Annotated in this window: 2 protein-coding genes; both read left to right on the forward strand. The window is 74.6% G+C overall.

Annotated elements, in window-relative coordinates; genetic code table 11:
• The first annotated feature begins 324 nt into the window (after positions 1 to 324).
• On the forward strand, positions 325 to 1,536 hold the full coding sequence (locus tag FF041_RS15335) for an allantoate amidohydrolase (RefSeq protein WP_153523349.1): 1,212 nt from the start codon (positions 325 to 327) through the stop codon (positions 1,534 to 1,536).
• Positions 1,537 to 1,538: 2 nt separating this feature from the next.
• Entirely contained in the window at positions 1,539 to 2,873 is a 1,335-nt protein-coding gene (locus tag FF041_RS15340) for a formimidoylglutamate deiminase (protein WP_153523372.1), read from the forward strand.
• Positions 2,874 to 2,934: the final 61 nt, after the last annotated feature.

Raw genomic sequence — 2,934 nt, forward strand, 5'->3', positions numbered from 1 at the left:
ACCGGGACGGGCGGCGGGCGGTTTCGACCTGCATGGGAGGGGGCCGCGCAGGGGTGGTGCCGGGACGTAAAGCGTGATTGTGGCGCGAAGGAGGCCCGTCATTGAACAAGGACTGGAAACGCGCCCGTAAATCATGAGTCCCGGCACCACCCCGGAGCGGACCCCGGACCCCAGCCCCGAAGCACCCCCGCCCAGGCCGCCGGAGCGGACCCCGGACCCCAGCACACCGCACCCAGCCCCACCCCGAAGTCCCCGAAGCAGACCCCATCCCCCGGGCGGCCGGTCCACCGCCCCCACCATCCCCGCCGGGACCCAGGAGCCCTCATGACGCCGTCGTTCACCGAGATGTGGCGTGAGCTGGCCCCCGTCGGCCGTGACGCCGGCACCCGGGGCTACCGCCGCTACGCCTGGACCGGAGCGGACGCCGACTGCCGCGCCTGGTTCCGGGAGCAGGCCCTCGCCCGGGGGCTGACCTACGAGACCGACCGCAACGGCAACCAGTGGGCCTGGCTCGGCGACCCGGCCGCCGGGGACGCCGTCGTCACCGGCTCGCATCTCGACTCGGTCCCCGACGGAGGCGCGTTCGACGGCCCCCTCGGCGTGATCTCCGCCTTCGCCGCCCTGGACGAACTGCGCGCCTCGGGAGCGCACCTCACCAGACCGCTGGCGGTGGCCAACTTCGCCGACGAGGAAGGCGCCCGCTTCGGGCTGGCCTGCGTCGGCTCCCGGCTGACCGCGGGACAGCTCACCAAGGAGCAGGCGTACGCCCTCCGGGACGCGGACGGGATCACCCTCCCGCAGGCGATGGAGGCCGCGGGCCAGGACCCGGGGGCCATCGGCCCGGACCCCGGACGGCTCTCCCGCATCGGCGCGTTCGTCGAACTCCATGTCGAACAGGGCCGCGCGCTCGACCTCTCCGGGGACGCGGTCGGCATCGCGTCCGCCATCTGGCCGCACGGCCGCTGGCGGTTCGACTTCCACGGCGAGGCCAACCACGCGGGCACCACCCGGCTCGCCGACCGCCGCGACCCGATGATCGGGTATGCCCGGACGGTGCTCGCCGCCCGCCGCGAGGCCGAACTCGCGGGCGCGGTCGCCACCTTCGGCAAGGTCGCCGTCGAACCGAACGGCGTCAACGCCATCCCGTCCCTGGTGCGCGGCTGGCTCGACTCCCGCGCCGCCGACCAGGCCACCCTGGACACCGTCGTCTCCGCGATCGAAGAGGCCGCCCGGGAGCACGCCCGGCGCGACGGCGTGGATCTCACCGTCGTACGGGAGTCTTTCACCCCCGTCGTGGAGTTCGGGCACGCGCTCCGCGACGAGCTCAACCGGATTCTCGGCGGGAAGATCCCTGTGCTCGGCACGGGCGCGGGCCACGATGCGGGAATCCTCTCCGCCGCCGTGCCGACCGCCATGCTGTTCGTACGGAACCCCACCGGCGTCTCGCACTCCCCGGCCGAGTTCGCCGCCGAGGACGACTGCCTGGCCGGGGTTCGCGCACTCGCCGGCGTACTGGAGGGACTCGCGTGCCGCTGACGATGTACTGGGCCGAACACGCCTGGCTGGGCGCTCATGTGGAGCCCGGGGTGCTGATCGAGGTACGGGACGGCCTGATCACCGCTGTACGGGCCGGGGACGGCCCGCCGCCGTCCGGGGCCGAGGTGCTGCGCGGTCTGACCCTCCCCGGCCTCGCCAACGCCCACTCGCACGCGTTCCACCGCGCGCTGCGCGGCACGGTCCAGGTCGGCGCCGGGACCTTCTGGACCTGGCGGGAGGTGATGTACCAGGTCGCGTCGCGGCTGACCCCGGATTCGTACCACGCGCTGGCGCGCGCCGTGTACGCGGAGATGGCGCTCGCCGGGGTGACGGCGGTGGGCGAGTTCCACTATCTGCACCACGGCCCGGACGGGACGCCCTACGCCGAACCCAACGCGATGGGCGAGGCGCTGATCGCGGCGGCGGCGGACGCGGGCATCCGGATCACCCTGCTGGACACGGCCTATCTCCACGGCGGTCTCTCCCGCGCCGGGTACCAGCCCCTGACGGGCCCGCAGCTGCGTTTCGGCGACGGCACGGCGGACCGCTGGCACGAGCGCTGGTCCCGGCTGAAGGGGCGGGAGCACGCCCGGATCGGCGCGGCGATCCACTCCGTACGGGCGTTCTCCGATACGGACGGATACGAGCGGTTCGCCCAGTACACCGAGGGCGTGCCGGTGCACATCCATCTCTCGGAGCAGCCCGCCGAGAACGAGGCGTGCGCGGCGGTGCACGGCTGTACGCCCACGGAGCTCCTGGCGCGGTCCGGGTTCTGGAAGCCCACGGTGACGGCGGTGCACGCCACCCATCTGACGGACGGCGACATCGGCGTCCTGGGCGGCGCCGGGGCCGGGATCTGCATGTGCCCGACGACGGAACGCGATCTGGCGGACGGCATCGGTCCCGCGCTCGCGCTCCAGCGGGCGGGCTGCCCGCTCTCCCTCGGCAGCGACAGCCACGCGGTCATCGACCTGCTGGAGGAGGCCCGCGCCCTCGAACTCGACGAACGCCTCCGCACCCGCACCCGGGGCCACTGGACCGCCGCCGCCCTGCTGCGCGCGGCTGCCGAGGACGGCCACGCCTCGCTCGGCTGGCCCGAGGCGGGCCGTCTGGAGGCCGGGGCCCTGGCCGACTTCACCACCGTCTCCCTGACCTCCGTCCGCACGGCGGGCCCGGTTCCGCGCCTGGCGGCGGAGACGGCGGTGTTCGCGGCCACGGCGGCGGATGTGCGCGAGACGGTGGTGGGCGGCCGGCGGGTCGTCCGCGCGGGGGAGCACACCCTGGTGCCGGATGTGCCGGGCGCGCTGGCTGCGGCGATCGCGGCCCTGCGGGAGTAGCGGGGCCGTTCCGCTCTCCCTGGCCCTGCTCTCTCCCTCGCCCTGCTCTCTCCCCCCCCCC

This window comes from Streptomyces jumonjinensis, assembly GCF_009600885.1.
Taxonomy (GTDB): domain Bacteria; phylum Actinomycetota; class Actinomycetes; order Streptomycetales; family Streptomycetaceae; genus Streptomyces; species Streptomyces jumonjinensis.

Bases quoted from the DNA above. Each gene is read 5' to 3' on its own strand.
- FF041_RS15335 (WP_153523349.1), top strand. From the start codon at position 325: ATGACGCCGTCGTTCACCGAGATGTGGCGTGAGCTGGCCCCCGTCGGC.
- FF041_RS15340 (WP_153523372.1), top strand. From the start codon at position 1,539: ATGTACTGGGCCGAACACGCCTGGCTGGGCGCTCATGTGGAGCCCGGG.